General features: G+C 72.3%; 18 protein-coding genes. 8 read left to right on the top strand and 10 right to left on the bottom strand.

Annotated features, from left to right (window positions below):
- The first annotated feature begins 89 nt into the window (after positions 1-89).
- A complete protein-coding gene (ggt, locus tag P3G67_RS25710) occupies positions 90-1,916 on the top strand; it encodes a gamma-glutamyltransferase (RefSeq protein ID WP_276095615.1) in 1,827 nt (608 codons plus the stop codon).
- A gap of 1 nt (position 1,917) precedes the next feature.
- On the opposite strand, the gene P3G67_RS25705 is transcribed toward ggt, so the two are convergent.
- The 4 genes from P3G67_RS25705 to P3G67_RS25690 form a co-directional block, all read right to left on the bottom strand.
- Positions 1,918-3,324, bottom strand: coding sequence for a S41 family peptidase (locus P3G67_RS25705; protein ID WP_276095614.1), 1,407 nt, complete (start codon positions 3,322-3,324; stop codon positions 1,918-1,920).
- Between the two features lie 90 nt (positions 3,325-3,414).
- Entirely contained in the window at positions 3,415-3,966 is a 552-nt protein-coding gene (locus tag P3G67_RS25700; protein WP_276095613.1) for an isochorismatase family protein, read from the bottom strand.
- A gap of 50 nt (positions 3,967-4,016) precedes the next feature.
- Entirely contained in the window at positions 4,017-5,414 is a 1,398-nt protein-coding gene (locus tag P3G67_RS25695; RefSeq protein ID WP_276095612.1) for an MFS transporter, read from the bottom strand.
- On the bottom strand, positions 5,411-5,860 hold the full coding sequence (locus P3G67_RS25690; protein ID WP_276095611.1) for a MarR family winged helix-turn-helix transcriptional regulator: 450 nt from the start codon (positions 5,858-5,860) through the stop codon (positions 5,411-5,413). The genes P3G67_RS25695 and P3G67_RS25690 overlap by 4 nt, the downstream gene beginning before the upstream one ends.
- Before the next feature lie 260 nt (positions 5,861-6,120).
- Between P3G67_RS25690 and P3G67_RS25685 the strand changes: the two genes are divergently transcribed.
- The 7 genes from P3G67_RS25685 (at position 6,121) to P3G67_RS25655 (ending at position 14,683) form a co-directional block, all read left to right on the top strand.
- A complete protein-coding gene (locus P3G67_RS25685) occupies positions 6,121-6,963 on the top strand; it encodes a nitrilase-related carbon-nitrogen hydrolase (RefSeq protein WP_269858786.1) in 843 nt (280 codons plus the stop codon).
- A gap of 5 nt (positions 6,964-6,968) precedes the next feature.
- Positions 6,969-8,318 carry an aspartate aminotransferase family protein gene (locus P3G67_RS25680; protein ID WP_276095610.1) on the top strand — a complete coding sequence of 450 codons (1,350 nt, stop codon included), beginning with the start codon at positions 6,969-6,971 and terminating at the stop codon, positions 8,316-8,318.
- Positions 8,315-9,730, top strand: a complete 1,416-nt coding sequence (gene hydA / locus P3G67_RS25675) for a dihydropyrimidinase (protein WP_276095609.1) — start codon at positions 8,315-8,317, stop codon at positions 9,728-9,730. The genes P3G67_RS25680 and hydA overlap by 4 nt, the downstream gene beginning before the upstream one ends.
- A gap of 9 nt (positions 9,731-9,739) precedes the next feature.
- Positions 9,740-10,750: a TIGR03842 family LLM class F420-dependent oxidoreductase gene (locus P3G67_RS25670; protein ID WP_276095608.1), complete on the top strand. Its 1,011-nt coding sequence runs from the start codon at positions 9,740-9,742 to the stop codon at positions 10,748-10,750.
- Between the two features lie 118 nt (positions 10,751-10,868).
- Positions 10,869-12,326, top strand: coding sequence for a phytoene desaturase family protein (locus tag P3G67_RS25665; RefSeq protein WP_391858347.1), 1,458 nt, complete (start codon positions 10,869-10,871; stop codon positions 12,324-12,326).
- Positions 12,327-12,404: 78 nt separating this feature from the next.
- Positions 12,405-12,872 carry an SCP2 sterol-binding domain-containing protein gene (locus tag P3G67_RS25660; protein ID WP_269858781.1) on the top strand — a complete coding sequence of 156 codons (468 nt, stop codon included), beginning with the start codon at positions 12,405-12,407 and terminating at the stop codon, positions 12,870-12,872.
- 2 nt (positions 12,873-12,874) lie between these two features.
- Positions 12,875-14,683 (top strand): gamma-glutamyltransferase family protein, encoded by a 1,809-nt coding sequence (locus P3G67_RS25655; protein WP_276095634.1) that lies wholly within the window; start codon positions 12,875-12,877, stop codon positions 14,681-14,683.
- Positions 14,684-14,695: 12 nt separating this feature from the next.
- On the opposite strand, the gene P3G67_RS25650 is transcribed toward P3G67_RS25655, so the two are convergent.
- The 6 genes from P3G67_RS25650 to P3G67_RS36125 form a co-directional block, all read right to left on the bottom strand.
- On the bottom strand, positions 14,696-15,517 hold the full coding sequence (locus P3G67_RS25650; protein WP_276095606.1) for an arylamine N-acetyltransferase family protein: 822 nt from the start codon (positions 15,515-15,517) through the stop codon (positions 14,696-14,698).
- A gap of 115 nt (positions 15,518-15,632) precedes the next feature.
- Positions 15,633-18,818 (bottom strand): SAV_2336 N-terminal domain-related protein, encoded by a 3,186-nt coding sequence (locus P3G67_RS25645; protein ID WP_276095605.1) that lies wholly within the window; start codon positions 18,816-18,818, stop codon positions 15,633-15,635.
- 26 nt (positions 18,819-18,844) lie between these two features.
- Positions 18,845-19,807, bottom strand: coding sequence for an AAA family ATPase (locus P3G67_RS25640; protein ID WP_276095604.1), 963 nt, complete (start codon positions 19,805-19,807; stop codon positions 18,845-18,847).
- Complete coding sequence (locus P3G67_RS25635) at positions 19,804-21,984, bottom strand: VMAP-C domain-containing protein (protein WP_276095603.1); 2,181 nt, start codon at positions 21,982-21,984, stop codon at positions 19,804-19,806. The genes P3G67_RS25640 and P3G67_RS25635 overlap by 4 nt, the downstream gene beginning before the upstream one ends.
- A gap of 6 nt (positions 21,985-21,990) precedes the next feature.
- Entirely contained in the window at positions 21,991-22,389 is a 399-nt protein-coding gene (locus P3G67_RS25630) for a CU044_2847 family protein (protein ID WP_276095602.1), read from the bottom strand.
- 224 nt (positions 22,390-22,613) lie between these two features.
- Positions 22,614-22,814: a hypothetical protein gene (locus P3G67_RS36125; protein ID WP_391858345.1), complete on the bottom strand. Its 201-nt coding sequence runs from the start codon at positions 22,812-22,814 to the stop codon at positions 22,614-22,616.
- Between the last annotated feature and the right edge of the window lie 19 nt (positions 22,815-22,833).

Genomic DNA, 22,833 nt, shown 5'->3' with positions numbered 1-22,833 from the left:
CGAAACATCATCGAGGCGGCCCTGGCCCCCTGTCGTCACTCCCGTCCCGCCGGTAGGCTCCCGGCCCTGTCGTTCGCTTGGAGGTACGCATGGGTCCTGCCGCAGGATCGACAACCCGCCGCCGGATCACGGCACTTGCCGCCACCGGCGCCGTGGTCGCCGCACTCGCCGCGGGCTCACCGGCCGCGGCCGGAACCCCCACCGCGGTCCCGGAGAAGTCACCGGTGGCGGTCGGCTACGGCGGCGCCGTCTCCAGCGTGGACGCCAACGCCTCCGCGGTCGGCATCGACGTCCTGCGGCACGGCGGCAACGCGGTGGACGCGGCCGTGGCCACCGCCGCCGCGCTCGGGGTGACCGAGCCGTACTCGGCCGGTATCGGCGGTGGCGGCTACCTTGTCTACTACGACGCCAGGACCCACCGAATATCGACCATCGACGGCCGGGAGACCGCACCGCACACCGCGAACAGCGGCCTGTTCCTGGAGAACGGCAAGCCGCTGCCGTTCGACCAGGCGGTCACCAGCGGCCTGTCCGTCGGCGCCCCCGGCACCCCCGCCACCTGGCAGGCCGCCCTCGACCGCTGGGGGACCCGCTCGCTCGCCCAGTCGCTCGCCCCGGCCGAACGCCTCGCCGAGCACGGCTTCACCGTGGACAAGACGTTCCGCCAGCAGACCGCCGACAACCAGGCACGGTTCGCCGACTTCCCGGCCACCGCCAAGCTGTTCCTGCCGGGCGGCAAACCGCCGGAGGTCGGCTCGACCTTCACCAACCCCGATCTGGCCCGCACCTACCGGGAGTTGGCCCGGCGCGGCCTGGGCGCCCTCTACCGCGGCGACATCGGCGCCGACATCGTCAGCACCGTCCGCAAGCCGCCGGTGAGCCCGACCGCCACCCGCAGGGTGCGGCCCGGCCGGCTGAGCGCCGCGGACCTGGCGGCGTACGCGGTGCGGTACCGGCAGCCGACGCACGTCACGTACCGCGGCCGAGACGTGTACGGGATCGCGCCGTCCTCCTCGGGCGGCACCACGATGGGCGAGGCCCTGAACATCCTCCAGCGGTACGACCTGTCCGGCATGAGCCCGGCGCAGTACCTGCACCACTTCATCGAGGCCAGCCGGGTCGCGTTCGCCGACCGGGGCCGCTGGGTCGGTGACCCGGCATACGTCAACGTGCCCACCCGCGGCCTGACCTCACAGCGGTTCGCCGACTCGCGCGCCTGCCTGATCAGGCCCGGCGCGGTCCTCAGCAGCCCGCTGCCGCCCGGCGACCCCCGTCATCCGTCGTCGGGCTGCGCCCACGGCGGCGCCCCCGTACCCACCACGTACGAGGGCCAGAACACCACCAACTTGACGGTGGCCGACAGGTGGGGCGACGTCGTCGAGTACACCCTCACCATCGAGCAGACCGGCGGCAGCGGCATCGTGGTGCCCGGCCGTGGCTTCCTGCTCAACAACGAGCTCACCGACTTCGACTTCACCCCGGCCAACCCGGCCGTCCCCGACCCGAACCTGCCGGGTCCCGGCAAGCGTCCGCGCTCCTCGATCTCGCCGACGATCGTGCTCAAGGACGGCAGGCCGGACTTCGCGATCGGCTCGCCCGGTGGCGCGACCATCATCACCACCGTGCTCCAGGTGCTGCTCGGCCATGTGGACCGCGGGCTGCCGCTGGTGGACGCCATCGCCGCGCCGCGCGCCAGCCAACGCAACGCCGCCGCCACCGAGTTGGAGCCCGGTCTGTACAACAGCCCGCTGCGCGGTGAGCTGGAGAAGATCGGCCATCACTTCACCCTCAACCCGGAGATCGGCGCGGCCACCGGCGTCCAGCGGCTGCCGGACGGCCGGTGGATCGCCGCCGCCGAGACGGTACGGCGCGGCGGCGGCTCGGCCATGGTCGTCCACCCGGCGGGCACGGCGTAGGTCAGCCACGCCCGCCGAGCAGCGCCACCGCCGCGTCGAACGCCGAGTCGCGGCGGTGGCCGAACTCCCCGGCGGTGAAGACCGGCTCCCGGATGTCCGGTGGAATGCCCTGGCCGTCGAAGGTCCGCCCGTCACGGGTCAGGAACTCCTCGTTGGGCAGTCCGAAGGTCCAGCCGTTCGGCAGGTCGCGGTCCAGCACGTCGGAGAAGACCCCCTGGGTGTTCTCGCCGATCCGCACCGTCCTGCCGGGTCGGCCGATCAGCGCCTGGGTGAAGGTCTCCCCGGCGCTGACGGTCGACCCTCCCATCAGTACGGCCAGCGGGCCGGTGTAGCGCGGGGCGCCGGCCGGGCGCACGGTGATCGGCTGCGGTCGGCTGAACCGGCCCGGGTCGCCGGGGTCGTCCCGGTGGCGCTTGGCGTACGCGAGGTAGGGGCGGTCCGTCAGCCGGGAGGCGATGCGCAGACCCAGTTCGTCGTAGCCGCCGCCGTTGACCCGCAGATCGATGACCAACCCCTTGAGGGCCCGGGTCCGCTCGGCGCTGAACACCGTGTCCAGCGCCCGGTCCAGTGCCTGCTCGTCGGCGGTGTACGGGTCGTCGCGGTCGGCGCTGTAGCCACCGAAACCGGAGACGCGCAGATACCCCAGGCCGTCGGGCAGATCGGCGTAGCCGATCCGGCCGCCCGCGAACTCCCGTAGCGGCCGCCCGCGCAGGTCGCGGTCCTTGACGTACGCCTTCACCCTGGCGTCGAGCGCCGGGCCCGGTACCACCGTTCCCGGCCGCCCCTGGCCGAAGTACCGCGCGCCTCCGTCGTACAGATGGACATGCGCGTCGTTCAGCGGTGCGACCATGTCCCGCAGGACGGTGAAGAGTTGGCCGTCGGAGGTGGTCGCGTTGACCCGGGGGCGGTAACGGCCGTACGTCTCCTGCCAGTTGACGCCCTTGGCGGCGAAGAACGGGTAGTTCTCCGCGAAGGTCCGCCAGAACGTCTCGAACACCGTCACGGGATCCGACGGAGCCCTGTGCGCGCACGCGGCGGGCAGCGCACCGATCCGCCGCAGGCCGCGCTCGCCGGGGGATCCGGCCACCCGCAACGCCGCGCTGTCCGGCAGGTCCGACGGCCGAACGGTGTAGACGTCCTTGTGGGACGTCGTGTACGTGACCGAGCCGTCCCGGGCGGTCGGGCCGGACCGCTCGGCCACCTCGCCCGGAAGGCAGCTGACCGCCGTCGTCTGGAACGCGCGGAGCCGGCCGTGTGCCACGCTGAGCACGGTGCCGTAGCCGTCCATCCGCCACACCCCGTCCAGGGGCTCCGCGGCGCTCGCCGAGCCCGCCGGGAGCACGGCGGCACCCACCGCCAACAGCGTCACGGCCGCGGCCGCTCGCGCGCATCGAGTCCTGTGCACCATGCGGACCATCGTGCCCGCGACACGCCTGGCCGGGGCATCCCGGCAGCATGTGGGTTCGGGGTGGGGAAGGCCCCACCCCGAACCCGTCCGTCAGCCCAACAGCTTGACGATCGCGTCCGTGGTGTCCGTCTCGCCCAGCATGGGGAAGATCCGCTCCAGGCTGTTGTGGTGGGCGTCCGCGTTCATGTCGGTCACGGCGTCCGTCGCGACGGTCACGTGGTAGCCGTGCTCGTGGGCGGCACGCGCCGTGGACTCCACACCGATGCTGGTGGCGATACCGGCCAGCACGATCTGCGTCACGCCGCGGCGGCGCAGCTCCAGGTCGAGGTTGGTGCCGTGGAACGCGCCCCACTGCTGCTTGGTGACGGTGATGTCCCCGGGCTGCCGGTCCAGACCCGGGACCAACTCGGCCCAGTCGGCGGGCAGTTCACGGTCCGGCTGCGGCATCTCGGTACGGCCCGGCGCCCGGCCCGCGACGTTCACCAGGACGACCGGCAGGTCCCTGGCGCGGAACGCCGCCGCCAACCGCGCGCCGCGCTCGACGACCTCGGTGCTGGGGTGGACGGTGGGCAGGCCGACGATGCCCTTCTGGAGGTCGATCAGGACGAGCGCGGTCCGGGGGTCGAGTGCTGTTGCTGGCATGGGTGGTGCCTACTTCCGTGCGTTGTCGTGTGCGGTTGGCGATGACCGGGTCAACGGCGCCTGGGGCGCAGCGCCCGGTCGGCGATGGTCAGTACGAGGAGCACCAGGCTCAGCACGCCCGCGGTGGCGGCCATGCCGTGCAGCCCGGCGTCGGTCGCCCGCGACCCGTAGAACAGGCCGATCAGGCTGGACGCGGCGATCGCGCCGAGGTACTGCGCGGTGCGTTGCAGTCCGGCCGCGGCGCCGGTGCCGCCGGGCGGCGCCTGCGCGTAGACGGCGGCCTGGTTGCCGGTGGAGGTCAGCCCCTGCGGCAGGCCGAACACCGCGCCGATCAGCAGCACGGCCGCCAGCGGGGTGTGCCGCCCGGCCAGCAGCAGCCCCGCGCTGCCCACCGCGAGCAGCGCCGCGGCCAGCGTGAGCTGGGCCCGAACTCCCTTGGTACGGGCGCCCAGCAGCGAGCAGACGGCGGCGGCCACCGACATCGGCAGCATCACCAGCCCGGCGTCGAACACCGAGACGCCATGAGCCTCCTCCAGCCACTGCGAATAGCCGTACATCACGCAGTAGATGATCAGGTACGCGACGCAGTGCCGTAGGTAGGTGGTGGCCAGCGCACGGTTGCGGGTCAGCATGCGCAGGTCGAGGAACGGGACGGTACGGCGCAGCTCCCACCAGGTGAGCAGCGCGCCGAGCACCACGAGCACCGGCAGCAGCAGCCACCGGGGGTGGTCGATTCGCATCAGGAACACCGTGGTGGTGGTGAGCACGGCACCGAACAGGGCGATGCCCAGCGGATCGATCCTCGCCGTGGTCCGCGACGGCCCCCCGGGCCTGCCGCCCGGCAGCCACAGCGCCGCCAGGACCAGCGCGAGCAGCGACAGCGGGATGTTCACCGCGAAGATCGCGCGCCACCCGAGGCTGGCCGTCAGCACTCCACCGAGCACCGGACCGACCGCCGCGCTGGACAGCCCGGCCAGTGACAGCAGCCCGAGCACGGTGCGCGGCGTCTCCTGACCGAGCCGCTCGGACTCCGCGCGCAGCAGCGCCATCGCCGCCGGGTACGCGGCCGAGGTGCCGAAGCCCAGCAGCACCCGGGAGGCCACCAGCCAGCCGAGGCTGGGCGCGAGGGCGCCGACCGCGCCCGCGGCGCACACCAGCACCAGGCTGACCAGGAAGACGCGGCGCGGCCCGAGCAGGTCGGCGAACCGGCCCATCAAAGGTTGGCCGATGGCGCTGGCCAGATAAAGCGAGGCCATCAGCCAGGCGGTCTGCGCGGCGCCCACGTGCAGATCGGTGCCGACGGCCGCCAACGCGGTCGCGATCATGGTCGAGTTGACCGGGTTCAGCACGGATCCGAGCAGCAGCGGAGTGATGAACTTCCGCCCGAATCCGGCGTGTTCACCGGTGCCCGAGCGGGCCGCCGCGGAGCGGGCCCCTACGCGTATCACGACTCGGCCAGCCGCTTCAGCAGCGCGATGGCCTCGGTCAGGGTGCGCCGCTCCGCGGTGTCGAGAGCGTTGGCGATGGCCTCGGCGAGCCAGGTCTCCTTGGCGTGCCGCACCGAGGTCAGGCCCTTGCGGCCGTCCGGGGTGAGGGAGAAGACCACCTGGCGGCCGTCCGTGGGGTGCGGGGAGCGGGTCACTATGCCCTGCTCCTCCAGCGCGCCGAGGGTCATCCGCATGGATTGCGGACGAACGCGTTCCGCGCGCGCCAGCGCGGCGGTGGTGGCCGGTCCGTCCCGGTCCAGCCGCCCCATCACCGACCGCTGCGTCGGGGTGAGCGCCCCTTCGGGGGATTCCGCCCGCAGCCGTCGCATCAACTGGCCCACGGCGACGGACAGTTCCGTCGCCGCGGCGGCGTCGCCGGCTGTGGGGCACGCTGCCTTTTCCGTCATGCCCGCACGGTAAACAATCAACAGGCAAACTTGCAAGTCTGCCTGTTGATCGTCTCCGGCGGGCTTCACTCTGGGGGCGGAGCCCGCGGGGGGCTCGGGGGCGCGGGTTCCCGAAGGGGTTCGGGGGCCGCGCCCCCCGGGAGGCTTCCTTTCCCGCGCAGTGGTCTTGCCACGGAGAGCCAAGGGCTCATACCGTCGTCCTCTCAGCCGCGATCTACGTGCGTAGATACGGCGTGACGTCGCGTCAAAGGAGCTGTCCGATGGCCACAGTTGTACGCGCCGCACTGGTTCAGGCGACCTGGACCGGTGACACCGAATCGATGATCGCCAAGCACGAGGCGCACGCCCGCGCGGCCGCCGCCCAGGGTGCCAAGGTGATCGGCTTCCAGGAAGTCTTCAACGCCCCGTACTTCTGCCAGGTGCAGGAGCCCGAGCACTACCGCTGGGCCGAGCCGGTCCCCGACGGCCCCACCATCCGCCGGATGTCCGCACTCGCCCGCGAGACCGGCATGGTGATCGTCGTCCCCGTCTTCGAGGTCGAGCGGTCCGGTTTCTACTACAACACCGCCGCCGTCATCGACGCCGACGGCACCGTCCTCGGCAAGTACCGCAAGCACCACATCCCGCAGGTCAAGGGCTTCTGGGAGAAGTACTACTTCAAGCCGGGCAACCTCGGCTGGCCGGTCTTCGACACCGCGGTCGGCCGGATCGGCGTCTACATCTGCTACGACCGGCACTTTCCCGAGGGCTGGCGGGCGCTGGGCCTGGCCGGGGCGCAACTCGTCTACAACCCGTCCGCCACCTCGCGCGGACTCTCCGCCTACCTGTGGCAGTTGGAGCAGCCCGCCGCCGCGGTCGCCAACGAGTACTTCGTCGCCGCCATCAACCGCGTCGGACAGGAGAGCTACGGCGACAACGACTTCTACGGCACGTCCTACTTCGTGGACCCGCGCGGCCAGTTCGTCGGCGACACCGCCAGCGACAAGGAGGAGGAACTGGTCGTCCGAGACCTCGACTTCGCGATGATCGACGAGGTCAGGCAGCAGTGGGCGTTCTACCGAGACCGCCGGCCCGACGCCTACGGCGACCTTGTGGAGCCGTGATCGTTATGACGGCCATGACCGAAACCTCCGCACCCGGAAGCCACGCCACCCTGCACGCCCGTCACCGCGCCGTCATGCCGGACTGGCTCACCACGTACTACCAGCAGCCGATCGAGATCACCCACGGCGAGGGCCGCCACGTCTGGGACGCGGAAGGAAACAGGTACCTCGACTTCTTCGGCGGCATCCTCACCACCATGACCGCGCACGCCCTGCCCGAAGTCACCCGGGCGGTGAGCGACCAGGCCGCGAGGATCCTGCACTCCTCCACGCTGTACCTGAACCGCTCCGCGGTCGAACTCGCCGAGCGTATCGCCCGGTTGTCCGGTATCCCGGACGCCAGGGTCTTCTTCACCACCTCCGGCACCGAGGCCAACGACACCGCGCTGCTGCTGGCCACCACGTACACCCGCTCCAACCAGGTGCTGGCGCTGCGCAACAGCTACCACGGCCGTTCCTTCTCCGCCATCGGCATCACCGGCAACACCGCCTGGTCACCGACGAGCCTGTCACCGCTGCAAACGCTGTACGTGCACGGCGGCGTCCGCAGCCGCGGCCCCTACGCCCATCTCACCGACGCCGAGTTCACCGCCGCGTGCGTGGCCGACCTGGAGGACGTCCTCGGGCAGGCCAACGGCTCGGTCGCGGCGCTGATCGCCGAACCCATCCAGGGCGTGGGCGGGTTCACCACCCCGCCGGACGGACTGCTCGCCGCGTTCCGCGAGGTCCTCGCCCCACGCGGCATCCTGTGGATCACCGACGAGGTGCAGACCGGCTGGGGGCGCACCGGAGAGCACTTCTGGGGCTGGCAGGCGCACGCCCGGTCGGGGCCGCCGGACATCCTCACCTTCGCCAAGGGCATCGGCAACGGACTGTCCATGGGCGGTGTGGTCGCCCGCGCGGACGTGATGAACTGCCTCACCGCCAACTCCATTTCGACGTTCGGCGGCAGCCCGGTCACCACCGCGGGCGCGCTCGCCAACCTCACCTACCTGCTGGAGCACGACCTCCAGGGCAACGCCCGGCGGATCGGCGGACTGCTGGCCGCCCGGCTCAGCTCGATCGCCGCCACCTCACCCCTGGTACGGGAGGTACGCGGCCGGGGCCTGATGCTCGGCGTGGAACTGGTGGAACCCGGCACCGACGAGCCCTCGCCGCGGGCCGCCGCCGCGGTTCTGGAGGCCGCCAGGGAAGGCGGACTGCTGGTCGGCAAGGGCGGTCGCGAGGGCAATGTCCTGCGCATCGCACCGCCACTCACCCTCACGGTCGCCGAGGCCGAGGAGGGCGCCGGAATCCTGGAGGACGCGCTGCGCACCGCGCTGGCGGGACTGCGAGAGGGGAGGGCAACGCCATGACCCGTACCGAACGTACCGTGATCCGCGGCGGACTGGTGATCACCGCGGCCGACGAGGTGCACGCCGACGTCCTCATCGAGGGTTCCAGGATCGCGGCGCTGGCCGCGCACGGCAGCGGCGCCGCGGCCGGATGGACCGCCGACCGCACGATCGACGCCACCGGAAAGTACGTCATTCCGGGGGGAGTTGACGCGCACACCCATATGGAGATGCCGTTCGGCGGAACCTTCGCCTCTGACACCTTCGCCACCGGGACCCGCGCCGCCGCATGGGGCGGCACCACCACCGTCATCGACTTCGCGCTGCAGAGCGTCGGCCACTCGCTGCGCGAGGGACTCGACGCCTGGCACGCCAAGGCCGACGGGCAGTGCGCCATCGACTACGGCTTCCACATGATCCTCGCCGACGTCAACGAGCACACCCTGAAGGAGATGGACCTCCTCGTGGAGGAGGGCTGCACCTCGTTCAAGCTGTTCATGGCGTATCCCGGGGTGTTCTACAGCGACGACGGAAAGATCCTGCGGGCCATGCAGCGCGCCTCGGGCAACGGCGGGCTGATCATGATGCACGCCGAGAACGGCATCGCCATCGACGTGCTGGTGGAGCAGGCGCTGGCGGCCGGGCAGACCGATCCGCGCTACCACGGGGAGGTCCGCAGGGCGCTGCTGGAGGCCGAGGCAACGCACCGCGCCATCCAGCTCGCCCGGGTCGCCGGAGCGCCGCTGTACGTCGTGCACGTCTCCGCCGCCGAGGCCGTCACCGAGCTGGCACACGCGCGAGACCTGGGGCTCGACGTCTTCGGCGAGACCTGTCCGCAGTACCTCTTCCTGTCCACCGACGACCTGGCCAAGCCGGACTTCGAGGGCGCCAAGTACGTCTGCTCCACGCCGCTGCGCCCGGTGGAGCACCAGGCCGCGCTGTGGCGGGCGCTGCGCACCGACGACCTGTCGGTGGTCTCCACCGACCACTGCCCGTTCTGCTTCAACGGGCAGAAGGAGCTGGGCCGCGGTGACTTCTCCAGGATCCCCAACGGCCTTCCCGGCGTGGAGAACCGGATGGACCTACTCCACCAGGCCGTGGTGGAGGGGAAGTTGAGCCGCCGCCGCTGGATCGAACTGGCCTGCGCCACCCCGGCGCGGATGTTCGGCCTCTACCCGCGCAAGGGCTCCCTGTCGCCCGGCGCCGACGCCGACGTCGTGGTCTACGACCCGCACGCCGAGCAGGTCATCTCCGCCGAGACCCACCACATGAACGTCGACTACTCCGCCTACGAGGGCAAACGGGTCACCGGGCGGGTCGAAACCGTGCTGTCACGCGGCGAGTTGGTCATCGACGCCCGCACCTACGTGGGGCGGGCGGGGCACGGCCAGTACCAGCCGCGCGGCCTGTGCCAGTACCTGACGGGACACTAGGGAGGGCAGATGGACTTCGGACTGGTCCTGCAGACCGATCCGCCCGGATCGGCGGTGGTCGAACTGATGCGCCGCGCCGAGCACAACGGCTTCCGCTACGGTTGGACCTTCGATTCCACCGTGCTGTGGCAGGAGCCCTACGTCATCCACAGCCGGGTGCTGGAGCACACCGAGCGGCTGATCGTCGGGCCCATGGTCACCAACCCGGCCACCCGTGCCTGGGAGGTCAGCGCCGCGACCTTCGCCACCCTGAACGAGATGTACGGCAACCGCACGGTGTGCGGGATCGGCCGCGGCGACTCGGCGATGCGGGTCACCGGCCGCAAACCCAACACCCTGGCCACGCTGAGCGAGGCGATGCACGTCATACGCGAACTCGCGGAGGGGCGCGAGGTGTCGGTGGACGGCACCTCGCTGCGACTGCCCTGGGTCAAGGACGGCAGGCTGCCGGTGTGGATGGCCGCCTACGGACCCAAGGCCCTGGCCCTCGCTGGGCGCGAGGCGGACGGCTTCATCCTGCAACTCGCCGATCCGTTCCTCACCGAGTGGATGGTCAAGGCGGTGCGCACCGCCGCCGTGGACGCGGGGCGCGATCCGGGGGAGGTGACCATCTGTGTGGCGGCGCCCGCCTACGTCACCGACGGAACGGAGGCGGGGCTCGCCCACGCCCGTGAGCAGTCGAGGTGGTTCGGCGGCATGGTCGGCAACCACGTCGCCGACCTCGTGGCCCGCTACGGCGAGCATTCGGCTGTGGTCCCCGAGGAGTTGACCGCCTACATCGAGCAGCGGCAGGGCTACGACTACTCCCACCACGGCCGCGTCGGCAACCCCGACACGGCCTTCGTCCCCGACGCCGTCGTCGACCGCTTCTGCGTACTGGGCCCGCCGGACGCCCACATAGAGAAGCTGGAGCGGCTACGCGAGCTGGGCGTCGACCAGTTCGCCCTCTACGCCATGCACGACGCCCGCGAGGCGGTGATCGACGCCTACGGCAACCACGTAATCCCGGCGCTGGGCTAGCGCTTTGGGGCAGGCCCCCACCGAGGGCCCGGGGGCCTGCCCGACCAGCAAGAACCGCCAGCGCGGCAAGCACACCCCGGCCTGCGCGTCCACGCGATCCTCTGGCAGTGTGGTGACTGTGAAGCACTCGCCGACGACGGAAGCGGTAGTGATCGGGGCCGGTCCCAACGGGCTGACCGCGGCGATCGAGCTGGCCAGGGCCGGGCTGGCGGTCGAGGTGTTCGAGGCGGGCGACACCGTGGGCGGCGGAGCCCGCACCGAGGAGCTGACGCTGCCCGGCTTCCGGCACGACCCGTGCTCCACGGCGCACCCCTTCGGCATCGGCTCCCCGATCTTCAAGACGATGCCGCTGGACAAGTACGGCCTGGAGTGGGTGCACCCCGACCTGCCGATGGCCCACCCGTTCCCCGACGGCTCCGCGGCCGTGCTCTCCCGCGCCGTCGGCGAGACCGCCGCCTCGCTCGGACCGCGTGACGCCGGCGCCTACCGCCGGATGCTCGCCCCGTTCCTGGGCCACTGGGACGAACTGGCCCGGGACGTGATGCGCGCGCAGTGGACCGGCCTGCCGAGCAGCCCGCTGGTGTTCGCGCGGTTCGGCATGCTGGGCGGGCTGCCCGCCGCCGTACTGGCCCGCCGCTTCCACGACGCTCCCGCGCGCGCCCTGATCGCCGGCTGCGCCGGTCATCTGAGTACTCCGCTCAGCGGGCTGACCACGGCCGGCGCGGCGCTGATGTTCCTGCTCGCGGGCCACTCGGTCGGCTGGCCACTGGCCCGCGGCGGATCCCAGTCCATCGCGGACGCGCTGGCCGGATACCTCACCGACCTCGGCGGCACCATCCACACCGGCACCACCGTGACCTCGCTGAAGGAACTGCCGCCCGCCCGGGCCTACGTCTTCGACACCTCGCCCACCGCGCTCACCAGGATCGCCGGGCTGCCGAAGGACTACCGCGGCTTCCGCTACGGAGCCGCCGGATTCAAGATCGACTACGCGTTGGACGGCCCGGTGCCCTGGCACTCCCCGCAGGCCACCCGCGCGGGCACCGTCCACGTCGGCGGCACCCTCAGCGAGGTCGAGGCCGGGCTGCTGCCCGCCCTGCACGGCAGCGCACCTGAGAACCCCTACCTGCTCGCCGCCCAGCCCAGCGTCTTCGACCCCACCCGCGCCCCCGAGGGCAAGCACGTCTTCTGGGTCTACGGGCGGGTGCCCAACGGCTGGCGGGGCGACGCCACCGAGGCGATCGAACGGCAGCTGGAGCGCTTCGCCCCCGGCTTCCGGGACCGGGTGCTCGCCCGTGCGGTCAGCGGCCCTGCCGAACTCGCCGCGCACAACGCCAACTACGTGGGCGGGGACTACGCCTGCGGCTCCACGGCAGGACTGCGGTCCGTGCTCCGGCCGACGCTGCGCCGGGTCCCTTACGCCACGAGCGACCCCGCGGTCTTCCTGTGCTCCTCCGCCACGCCGCCGGGTCCCGGGGTGCACGGGATGTCGGGCTTCCACGCGGCGCGGGCGGTGCTCAGGGCGATGTGGCGGGACCGGGCGGGCGGCTCCGCGCGGCCGTCGCACGGTTGGTAGCGGTCGTCTTGCGGCAGGTGGAGGGGGCTCCTAGCCTTACTGATCAGTAGCTCCCGGGAAGTCAGAAAGGTGCCCGCCATGGCGACCAGCGACGCCCTCGACCTCGGCGCCCTCGATCTGCGGTCCGTCGACCCCGCTGAGTTCGCCCGCATCGTCCGGGACACACCCGCCAGAAGGACCGCCGAAGTGATGGCCGGGCCGCACCGCAGGCGGGTGCTCGACGAACTCTTCCGCCGCATGGAGACCCTGTTCAAACCGGCCGAGGCAGGCGACCGCACCGCGCTGGTGCGTTGGCGCATCACCGGTGCGGGCGACGTCCTGGACACCTACGAGACGTACATCGCGGATGGCCGGTGCGTGGTCACCCCGCACGGCACCGACCGCCCCGCCCGGCTGACGCTCACCATGGCCGCTCCGGAACTGCTCAGGCTGGCCTCCGGCAACGCCTCGGGACCGGCCCTGTTCCTCACCCGCAAACTGAAGATGCAAGGTGACCTACGGCTGGCCGGAGGGCTGCTGTCCTACTTCGACATCCCCCAGGCGTGAACGTGTTCACCACGCGCCCCACCCTCCAGGGCACGTTCGGCATGGTGTCCTCCACCCACTGGCTGGCCTCACAGTCCGCCATGGCGGTACTGGAGGACGGCGGCAACGCCTTCGACGCCGCCGTCGCGGCCGCGTTCGTACTGCACGTGGTCGAACCACACCTCAACGGCCCGGCGGGTGAGGTCCCGATCATCCTCGCCCCCGCGGGCGGCCCGGTACGCGTGCTGTGCGGCCAGGGGCCCGCGCCCGCGGGCGCCACCATCGACCACTACACAGGGCTGGGGCTCGAACTCGTGCCCGGCACCGGCCCGTTGGCCGCCGCCGTACCGGGAGCCTTCGACGCCTGGCTGCTCCTGCTGCGCGACCACGGCACCAAGCCGCTCGCCGACGTACTGACCCATGCCATCGGCTACGCCGAACGCGGCCACCCCGCCGTCGAAGCTATCGGCGGCACCGTCGAAGCGGTACGCGAACTGTTCCTGCGCGAATGGACCACCTCCGCCGAGCTCTACCTGCCCGCCGGCCGCTCCCCGGCCCCCGGGCACCTCCTGAGGAACCCCGCGCTGGCCCGCACCTGGCGCCGCCTCATCGCCGAGGCCGAGGCGGCCCCCGGCAGCCGGGAGAACCGGATAGACGCCGCCCGCCGGGTCTGGCGTGAGGGTTTCATCGGCGCGGCCCTCACCTCCTTCGCAGCCCGTCCCGCTCTCGACACCAGTGGCGAACGGCACGCCGGAGTGCTCACCGGCGACGACCTGGCGAACTGGTCCGCCTCCTACGAGGCGCCCGCCACCTACGACTGGAACGGCTGGACCATCGCCAAACCCGGCCCCTGGAGCCAGGGCCCGGTCTTCCTCCAGCAACTCTCCCTGATGCCCGATGAGTTGGAGTACGGCGCCGAGGACTACCCGCACCTGCTGATCGAGGGCACCAAGCTCGCCATGGCCGATCGCGAGGCCTGGTACGGCGACGCCGACCCCGGCAACATCCCCCTGGACGACCTCCTGTCAGACTCCTACGCCGCCGACCGACGGCAACTCATCGGCGACACCGCATCGCGCGACCTGCGCCCTGGCAGCCCCGGCGGCCGCACCCCCCGACTGCCCCACCAGGCCCAGCGCGCCGCCACCGGCCAGAGCAGCGAACAAGCCTGGGATCCGCTGGCCGTCGCCGGAGCGGGCGAGCCCACCGTCGCGACCAACGGCGCGACCCGCGGCGACACCTGCCACCTCGACATCGTCGACCGCTGGGGGAACATGATCGCCGCGACCCCCAGCGGTGGCTGGCTGCAGTCCAACCCGGTCGTCCCCGAACTCGGCTTCCCGCTGGGCACCCGACTCCAAATGACCTGGCTGGAACCGGGGTTGCCGAACTCCCTCACCCCCGGCCGACGCCCCCGCACCACCCTCTCCCCGTCCATGGCACTGCGCGACGGACAGCCCGTGATGGCCTTCGGTACCCCTGGTGGAGACCAACAGGACCAGTGGAGCCTGCACTTCTTCCTCGCCGTGGCACTGCGCCCCGCCGTGCGCCGCGGACTTGACCTCCAGGGCGCCATCGACGCCCCGAACTGGCACAACGACAGCTTCCCCAGCTCGTTCCACCCCCGTGCCATGCGGCCCGGCAGCGTCACCGTCGAGTCCCGCCTGGGGGAGCGGACGATCGCCGGGCTGCGGGCCCGCGGGCACCATGTCACGGTCGGCGAGCCCTGGTCCGAGGGGCGGCTGTGCGCCGTCGCCCGGGATCCCGCCACCGGTGTGCTCAGCGCCGCCGCCAACCCCCGGGGTATGCAGGGGTACGCGGTCGGCCGCTGATCTCGCGGCAGCTCACCGGTGGCGGTCGCGTATGGACCGCGCGTCCTGGGCGTCGAGTTCTATCCCGAAGACCTTCGCCAGCACAGTGGGCAACTCATCGGCCGGGACGTCCCGCCGCTGGACGGTCCCCTCCGGGCGCTCCGTGCGCAGCTCCTGGCCCACCAGGGTGCGCCGGACATCGGGGCCGTTGCGCTGCACGATAACGCGCGGGGTGAACGGCGATTGCGGATGGGTCGACGTGTAGTAGTTGAACAGCCCGTAGTCGACCGGGTAGCGCGGTTCCAGCGTGAAGGCGTGCAGATCGAACCAGCCGTCCGGGCGATGACTGCGCAGCAGGAAGACCCCCGGCGCCTCCTCCAACAGGTCGAAAGTCCAGCCGCCGTGCCGCAGTTCGACGCCGGTGCGCAACGGGATCGGCTCCAGCGGGCCGTCACCACCGAAGCCGACGTCGGCCAGCCAGTCCTCGCCGGCGATGTCCACCCGCAGCAACATATGGGTGGTGGCCCTGCGTTGATCACTGCCCATGCGGACCCGCGAGGCAAGGCCGGTGACGGAGTATCCGAGCCGCTCCAGCACTGCGGCGAAAAGCAGGTTGTGCTCGAAGCAGTAACCGCCGCGCGACTGCCCGACCAGCTTCGCCTGGATCGTCGGCACGTCCAGCGGCACCGACCGGCCCAGCACGATCTCGAGGTTCTCGAAGGGGATGGCGGCCAGATGCCCGCGGTGCAGCGCCCGCAGGGTGTCGAACGTCGGCCGCAGCGACCCGTCGTAGCCGATGCGGCGCAGATACGCGTCGAGATCCAGCTCGGCGCCACTCCACAGTGACTCGGTCATCGTCGACCTCCTCCGTAGTCTCCCCGGGCGTGCTTCTTCCCTGTGCACTCCGCCATTTCGAAGTGTTGTCCCGATCGTCGCACGGGGGTCTGACAACCGGCTCTGCCAGGCCGACCTACCGGCCGTCGACCGGCGGGAAGCCCTCCGCGACCAGGGCCGCCAGATCCAGGTACCGCTCCCGCGTCGCCGGGCGCAGCAGCGCCGGATCGGGGAAGCGACCGCCCGCGAGCCCACCGTCCGACGGAATGCTCACAAGGCCCCGGCAGCGCCCGCGCAGCCGGTCCGACAGATCCCGCTGCGCACCCGCACTGCCGTGGTGCTGGGAGATCACCGCGATACTCCGCGCCACCAGCCGGTCGGAGGCGGTCTGGGTGACCTGGTCGAACAGCGCTTCCGTGGCGTCGACCACCGCCCCCCTCTTGCTGGACGGCGCGGCCACGACCACCAGTTGGTCCACCAGCGAGTCCGTCAGATGACCACTGGGCAGCGGCATGTCGGCGTCCGTGTCGGTGATCAGCACATCGCACTCGTCGCGCAGGCTGTTGACCAGCCCCCGATAACTTCTCGGCGTGCTCAGCGGGCCGCCCGGATTGCGTTCGATCCTCGGGATGCGCAGGCCGGAGGCGTCACTTCCGGCGAACCACTTGCGGTCGTTGGTGATGAGCACGACCCTGCTGTTCTGCCGCACGGACGCCAGCAGCGCGCCGAGCGCGTGCGCCGTGGTCGAGGCACCCGCGAAGCGGAGGGTACTGGCCACGACGATCCGGTGACAGCGGGCCAACGGCCGCTGGATCAGCTCCAGTTGCCGCTCCTGCATCTGCCTGCCCCAGGCGGTACGGCGCTGCGGCACCCACAGCCGCGCGGAGGGCGACGGCGCCTCCACGACGGGCGCCGGGGCCTCGTCCACCACCAGGTCCTCAGCGGAGTCGTCGTCCGCCACATCGAGCGGCGGTGACCACCGCCCCGCCCCGCCCTGCAGCAGCGCGGCGAACGCGTCCGCCACCTCGCCTGCGCTGGGCCGTGTCCGCGGATCCAGCGCGAGGCACCGGCTCAGCACCTTCCGCAGCTCGGGATGGGGGACGCGGGGGAGCCAGGACGAGGAGCCGCGCAACTCCCCCTCCTCCAGACTCCACGGCATCGAACGGGAGTTGAGCGCGATCAGCAGCGTGCCGAGCGAATAGACGTCGGAGGCGGTCGCCACCCCCAGTTCGTGCGTCGGGGGATGGACAAGGGCTCTCGACCAACCGGTCAGTCGTACCGACGCGTGTCCGGTGACCAGAACGGAAGCCGGGGTCAGGGCGCCGTGCGCCATACCCTGTCCGTGGCAGCGGCTCACCGCCTGAGCCAGGCTCCAACTGAGTTCGTAGCACAGGGCGGAACCAGGAGACGGATCCTTCTGCCTCACGAACGCTGGTAGTTGGGGTGCGGGCTCGCCCGTCGCCGCCACCAGCAGCTCCTCGGCCGTCCAGAAGGGCGGCTCGACCGAGTTGTGGTCCCGTAGCGCGGGCGCGTACCGACCGCCCATCCGCGTCAGCGCCAGGGCCACCCGCTGGGTGAGATGGTGGGCGTCCTCCGGATCCGCAGAGCGCGGCACCCGCAGCAGCGCCTCCCGCCCGTAACCGTCCCGGCCCAGATAGAGCACGGCGAACCCGCTGGCCTCGCTGCGCGCGTACAGCTCGTACGGCCCCAGGGAGCGCGGGTCTTCGGGCCCCAACGGCCCCCAGGCCCGCTGCCGTGGCGCCGGGCGTCCCACCGGCGCGCCCAGATGTCGCATGAGCCGTGCGTCCAGCTCGGCGAACGGCTGGGACGCACCGGTGACCTGGTCCGTCCCGCCGGGGTGCGCCAGCCAGGCGGGGAAGTCGGGTGACCGGCCGACGAGTTCACCGAGGCGGTCGGCCACCGCGCTGTTGGTGCGGGCCAGTTCGCCGGCCGGAACGGTGTCCAGCAGGATCTTGCGGGACTCCTCGGTGAAGTCGAACGTCTGGTGCTGCGGTCCGGTGCCGCTGCCGCCGCCGTCCGTGCGCCGCATCAGGCCGCCCAGGAACACCTCCGCCAGATGCGCCGTCTCCGCCCGCCACGGCACCGCCGACTGCACCAGCCGCATCACCGGTACGGAGACCGGCGCCACCGCCGCCAGATGCGCGGCGAGCCGGTACGCCTCCGGGGAGGCGGCGCTGCGGAACCGCAGCACCGGATCACCGCCGTTGCGGGACGGCACGGCGGGTCGCGGTGTCTCCTGCGGCGCGTCGGCCAGCAGCGGCAGCATCTCGCTGCCGCCCGCGGACGCGACCAGCCGCGCCCACCTGCCCACCGAACCAGGCTCCGGTTCGAGCACGGGAATGGGCATGCCGTCGAACGGCGCCAGCTCCGGCGGCAGCACCGGATCGGCCACCTGCCACGTCCGGTTGGCCGCCCAGGTCTGGTGGACCGACACCTCCCAGTCCTCCGTGCGGATCCCGGACGTGTTCCACATCCGGGCGGGCAGCGCGTGCAGCACGGCTGTCGGCCCGCAGACCGCCCAGCGCTCAAGCACCCGCCGCATCCGCCCGTCCCGCCAGGCCGCGCCCACACCGTCACTGACCACCAGGACCAGCGTCCGCCCGGTCGGATCCGCGACCGACCCCGGACTAAGGCCGGCTGCCCGCGCGGCGAACGGGCGTCCGCGCAGCGCGGGTTCGCCCGGACCACGGGTGTCGAGCCCGTGCACCCGTACCGATCGGAACGCGCCGAGCCGCTCCAGTAGCGAGCGCGTCTCGGCGGCGAGCCGGCGCCACAGCAGCATGGACAGACCGTCGTCCACGATCAGCGCCAGGTCGAGTCGGCGTTCACCCGCGGGCCGCAGCACCAGGTCCGGTAGACCGGTCTCCGCCATGGCGTCGGCGGTGGCCCGCTCGTCCAACTCCATCAGCCGACCGCCGGGATGCCGCTGCTTCAGCGGCCGCAGCGCGCGTCCCAGCCGCAACTCCACGGCGCCCAGGGCCTTTTCCTCCGGCGCGCGGACCGCGAGCGCGGCCAGCGGTGCGTTCCTCACCGCCTCGGAGGAGGGCGTCCGGGCGGCGCTCGCGTGCAGCGCACCCGGCGACAGGTCCTGATCAGGAGGCGCCTCCTGCTCCGCGGCCAGTTCCCGCATGGCGGACGGCACCCTGGCGGCCGCCTCCGAGGCGCCGGTCACCGGAGCCGGCTCCGCCGCGGCCAGCGCTCTGGCGAGCGGCGCCGAGGCGTCGGAGGGCAGCCGCTGGGCCAGCCAAAGGGCGTCCAGCAGCTCCTGCGGCGAGAGGTCCACCCCGCAGTCTGCGAGCACCCGCCGCACCCGCCCGGGCATCGCGGTCAGACCGCCCCGCCGAGCCGGTGCAGTACGGCGTCCAACAGGCCCTCGGCGCTCAGATCGACACCACCCGCGCGCAGGAACACCGCGTTCAGCAACTGGTCGGTGGCCAGCTCCCCCGGCGCCCGGCGGGCCAGGAAGTCCCGCAGCAGACCGTCGACCGCCTCCAGCGCGTCCTCGCCGAGGTGCGCGGTGACGATCTCGCGCAGCCGCTCCTCGTCCGGGTCCGGCAGGTCCAGCCGGACGCAGCGCCGCAGGAAGGCGGGTGGGAAGTCCCGTTCGCCATTGCTGGTGATGATCACGACCGGGAACTGGGTGCAGCACACCCGGCCGCGCACCACCGGTACCGGATCACCGTCCGGATCGTCCGGGAACACCTCGACCTCGGACTGCTCACGCGGCAGCCTGGCCAGCTCCGGGATCTCGAACGAGCCGTCCTCGAAGACCGCCAACAGGTCGTTGGGCAGGTCCACATCGCCCTTGTCGAGTTCGTCGATGAGCAGCACCCGCGGTCGGCTTTTCGGCAGCAGCGCCGTGCCCAGCGGCCCGAGGCGTACGAAGGAGCCGATGCCGGGCTCGGGTGACTCCTCGCCGCGGTCGCGGCGCAGCGCGGTCTCGCGAAGCCGCCCGATCGCGTCATATCGGTACAGCGCGTCCTGGAGCACGGAACGGCTGTTGACCGGCCAGGTCAACACCCGGCCCAGGTTCAGCTCATGGGCGATCGCCCGCGCCAGCGACGACTTGCCGGTGCCCGGATGACCGGTGACCAGGAGCGGACGGCGCAGATGCAGTGCCGCGTTGACGACATCGGACTCCGCCCGACCGATCAGGTACGGGCGCGGCGCCTGTCCATGAGGCGCCTCGCCGAACCGGCGCCATGGCGGCGGTTCCGGGAAGACGGTGTCGCGGACCGTACCGTCGCCGCGGAACAGCCGCCAGTCGCCGTCCTCGGTGTTGCCGTTCACTTCTCCTCCGTCATTGCCACCGGGTCCGCGAGCCACAGTCCACCTGGAAGCGGTCGGTCCGGATCCTCCCAGACCAACGAGGGCCGCGCGGTGCGCTCCGAATCGGCGTACACACCGACACGGAAGTCCCTGACACGTTCCGGCAGCGAGTCCAACGGGCCCGCGGAATCGATCTCGTCCAGATGCCGCCCGTCGTCCCGCCCGGCCGCCGTCCGGTCCCACAGCACCACCGGAACGCCCATGAACAGGCACACCTGAAGCAGTTGGATGCGACGGGCCACGGGGCCGTGCAGCACCACCCGGCCGGTCGAACGCTGCCGCGTCCTGTTGAGTGTATCCTTCAACGCCCTTACGTCGCCGATGAGTTCGTCCACCGCCAGCGTCTCCTCGGTGCGGCATCCGGCCCATCGTCGCCGAAGGTCCGCCGCCCCCGTCGGGGACCTGCGGCGCAGCTCCGGGCAGCGCAGCACCACACGGAAGTCGGCGCCGAGTGCCGCCGGGGCGAAGATGCCGTACGGGTCCGTGTCGTCCGGCTCGGTCTCGCGCCACTCGTCCACCGGCAGTTGCAGCGCGTCGCGATCCACCACGACTTCGACCAGAGGCGCCTCCTCGTCGTCCGGCGCCACCGCGTCCCGCACCAGGCCGGCGATCTCCGGGCCGCTCAGCGGGCGGTCCTTGCCCGTGGAGGCGCGGGTCGCGGTGCCGTCCGGGGCCATCCGCCACACCGTGCACCGGTAGGCGCCGGACGGGTCGCCGGGGCGCCGGGTGAGCCGGACGACGGTGCCGCCGCTGTCGGTGTGGCGGCTGCTGGCCCACTCCTCGGCGTCCCTGCGGCGTTCGGCCAGCGCGGCCGGGTGGATGCCCAGCCGGGTGGCCACCTGGTCGCTCCAGCCGCACAGTTCGTCACCGGCCGCGCCGTCCAGCGCCGCCGCCACGTACTCGGCCACGCGAAGCAGCGCGGGCACCCGCGGGGTGCCGTCCGGTACCCGCCCGCTGTCGCCGAGTTCCTCCAACGCGTCCACCGCTGCTTCCACGGCCTCCGGCGCGATCCTCGCCGCCCGTACCGGCTGCGGCAGTTCCGCGTAGGCGAGCGCGCCCCGCGCGGCGCGCGGCAGCAGGGCCGGGTCGGCCTTGGCGTGCTGCCGCAGCAGGGCCAGCAGGTAGTGGTGTTCGGTGTACGACAGCAGCCGGGAGCCCGCCGCCAGCGGGCCGGTGGCGTGCAGGGTGTCGACGGCGTCACGGGCCGCGGAGCTGTGCGCGGTCGGTACCAGCACCTCGGTGAGCGACGGCAGGGCACGCGGATACTCGGCGAGCACCGCCGCCAACTCCTCGTACGTGGGCGCGGAACCGTCGTCCAGGGCGTGCAGTCCGCACTGCTCGGCCACCCGCCGGGCCTTGTCGGCGCGCTCCGCCGGGTCGCTCAGCAGCGCCGCCAGCGGCAGCAGCAACTGGTGCGGCACCCGCTGGGCGTCCTCCGCGCCGTCGCCCGTCGCGGCGAGCAGTGGGCCTGCCCCCGCGGACTCCAGCTCCGCGCGCACCGCCTGCCACGGGATCGCCCAACCGCGGCGCACCACATGGTGGGCCGCCAAGGGGCCGTCGGGCGCCTGGAGTTGCGCCGCCACCAGGCCCACGAAGGCGCCCTCGCGCTCCGACCACAGGGGGCCGCCGCTGTAACCGGGCCCGATCGCCGCGCCGGACAGCTCACCGTCGACATAGCCGATCCAGCCGTCGCACTCCTTCACCATGACCTCGACGAACGTGGCCGCGTGCCCACCGCCGTGCCAGGCGCGCACCCCCTGCCCCGGCACCATCTCCGACCAGCGCGGCGGCACCGCGGGCGCGGGGGCGTCGAGTTCGAGCACGGCGAGGTCGCCGCTCCAGTCCAGCCCGCCGCCGGTGCGCCGGGGCGGCACCCAGTGCGCGACCCGCGCCTCGTGCGGCGCCCGGGAACCGGTGCCGGGGAAGACGGCCCCGATCCGTACCGGACCCGGATCGGCGGGTGCCAACAGCTCCTTCCCCAGCGCCACGTTGACCACATGGGCGCAGGTCAGCAGATGGCGCTCGGTGAGCAGCACACCGCCGCCGGCGGCCCGGCGGTCGCTCTCCCGTAACACGGAGACGAAGGCGCCGTGAACCCCCGCCGAGTCATCCCCGCTGGCGTACCGGAACCACCCCATAGGTGCTCACTCCGAATCCTGACCGACCTGCCAGGAAGCCGTGACCATCAGGCTCGCGTGCCCACGGGCGCCCACGATGCCGAGCTTGAGGTCCTGGCCGATCTGGACACCGAACTCGACGCTGATCTCCTGCGGCGGGTTCTTGATGGCGCTGACCGAGTCGTGCACCTCCTGGAGCAGCGGGCCGAGTGGGCGCAGGCTGAACCGCAGAGCCTCCGAGGTCAGTGCCGAGACGGCGGCACCCGCCCGGCCGACGGGCGCCGACCCGGCGATGCCGTCCGGCAGGTCAGCGGCGTCGCTCCCGGCATCGTCCGCCGCGGTGGGCTGCTGGAGGACACCGACCGGCGCGAGTTCCAGGCGCACGGAGGTGTCGGGGTCGAGTTGTATCTCGGCGTATTGCGGCACACACCCATTGTGCCGATCAATACGCCGGGCGGCGCTGATTTTCGGTCGAACACGTGGTGCCCTTGCTGGGATTCGGCGCTGAGTCCTCGTGGGTCGCGGGCGGCCGTGTGACCGCTGGTGCCCGATGTTGTGGTTGCTCGCCGCCGGGGCGGGACTTGGTCGCGGGCGAGCCGCCAAACCTCCCAGCCGCTCGCGATTTCCGGCCAGCGCCCTTTGGGCGGTGGTCAGTTGTCGGTGTCGCGCTCGCGCACCGGCTCCACGACCGGGCGCGGTGGTGTGCGCCGGACGGCGGCGCGTTCGGTCAACGCGTCACCCACGGCGGCGCGGACCGCGTCCCGCAGGCCGTGCAGCGCGTGGTGCCGGGCCGGGCCCGCGCCGGGGCCGGTGCGCAGTTCGCCCAGCAGCGACCAGCACAGCGCCAGCATCACCACAACGAACGGCAGT

Source organism: Streptomyces silvisoli (assembly GCF_029269905.1).
Classification (GTDB): Bacteria; Actinomycetota; Actinomycetes; order Streptomycetales; family Streptomycetaceae; genus Streptantibioticus_A; species Streptantibioticus_A silvisoli_A.
Note: the sequence above shows the minus strand (reverse complement) of the source record. Positions and strands in the feature narration are given on the sequence as shown.

What these genes read in the sequence shown, in the direction of transcription:
- ggt (WP_276095615.1), top strand. Translation starts at nt 90, where the DNA reads ATGGGTCCTGCCGCAGGATCGACAACCCGCCGCCGGATCACGGCACTT.
- P3G67_RS25705 (WP_276095614.1), bottom strand. Translation starts at nt 3,324, where the DNA reads ATGGTGCACAGGACTCGATGCGCGCGAGCGGCCGCGGCCGTGACGCTG.
- P3G67_RS25700 (WP_276095613.1), bottom strand. Translation starts at nt 3,966, where the DNA reads ATGCCAGCAACAGCACTCGACCCCCGGACCGCGCTCGTCCTGATCGAC.
- P3G67_RS25690 (WP_276095611.1), bottom strand. Translation starts at nt 5,860, where the DNA reads ATGACGGAAAAGGCAGCGTGCCCCACAGCCGGCGACGCCGCCGCGGCG.
- P3G67_RS25685 (WP_269858786.1), top strand. Translation starts at nt 6,121, where the DNA reads ATGGCCACAGTTGTACGCGCCGCACTGGTTCAGGCGACCTGGACCGGT.
- P3G67_RS25680 (WP_276095610.1), top strand. Translation starts at nt 6,969, where the DNA reads ATGACGGCCATGACCGAAACCTCCGCACCCGGAAGCCACGCCACCCTG.
- hydA (WP_276095609.1), top strand. Translation starts at nt 8,315, where the DNA reads ATGACCCGTACCGAACGTACCGTGATCCGCGGCGGACTGGTGATCACC.
- P3G67_RS25670 (WP_276095608.1), top strand. Translation starts at nt 9,740, where the DNA reads ATGGACTTCGGACTGGTCCTGCAGACCGATCCGCCCGGATCGGCGGTG.
- P3G67_RS25660 (WP_269858781.1), top strand. Translation starts at nt 12,405, where the DNA reads ATGGCGACCAGCGACGCCCTCGACCTCGGCGCCCTCGATCTGCGGTCC.
- P3G67_RS25650 (WP_276095606.1), bottom strand. Translation starts at nt 15,517, where the DNA reads ATGACCGAGTCACTGTGGAGTGGCGCCGAGCTGGATCTCGACGCGTAT.
- P3G67_RS25635 (WP_276095603.1), bottom strand. Translation starts at nt 21,984, where the DNA reads ATGGGGTGGTTCCGGTACGCCAGCGGGGATGACTCGGCGGGGGTTCAC.
- P3G67_RS36125 (WP_391858345.1), bottom strand. Translation starts at nt 22,814, where the DNA reads ATGCTGGCGCTGTGCTGGTCGCTGCTGGGCGAACTGCGCACCGGCCCC.